This is a genomic window from Pseudomonas meliae (assembly GCF_001400515.1).
GTDB lineage: Bacteria > Pseudomonadota > Gammaproteobacteria > Pseudomonadales > Pseudomonadaceae > Aquipseudomonas > Aquipseudomonas amygdali.
This window is the reverse complement of record NZ_LJQT01000407.1, coordinates 1-384: the sequence shown is the minus strand read 5'-3', so window position 1 is coordinate 384 and position 384 is coordinate 1. Positions and strand designations below refer to the sequence as shown.

Sequence of the window (384 nt, the reverse complement as noted above, 5' to 3'; positions counted from 1 at the left end):
AGTTATGCCTGGGCTGCAAAGCTATAATGGTTGTCCTGTCGCTTTCCTTGTCAAATGTGGCCGCGTCTGAAGAACTTAAGGTTTACAATTTTTCGCCTGTCAATCAGTACAACCTTAATCTTTCAGCCAGTTTTTGGAATCCAATCATAAAGTATGTGTCCGACAAAAGCGGCGTGAATCTCACGCTGAAATTAGGGCGGACATCCTCTGATACAACAAGTTATGTGCTCGCGCAAGAAGTTGATTTCGCTTTTACTAACCATCTTTTTAGCCCGGAACGCGACAAGATGGGCTGGACGGTGTTTGGTCGCCGTGACGCGCCTGCCCTCGAGGGGCAGATCGTGGTACCTGCAGACTCGCCCATTCATAGCCTTTCGGAGCTAG

1 protein-coding gene is annotated in these 384 nt (G+C 48.7%); it reads left to right on the top strand.

What is annotated here, in order from left to right:
* On the top strand, nt 1–384 hold a 384-nt coding region (locus ALO64_RS18635; RefSeq protein ID WP_408002919.1), incomplete at both ends, for a PhnD/SsuA/transferrin family substrate-binding protein.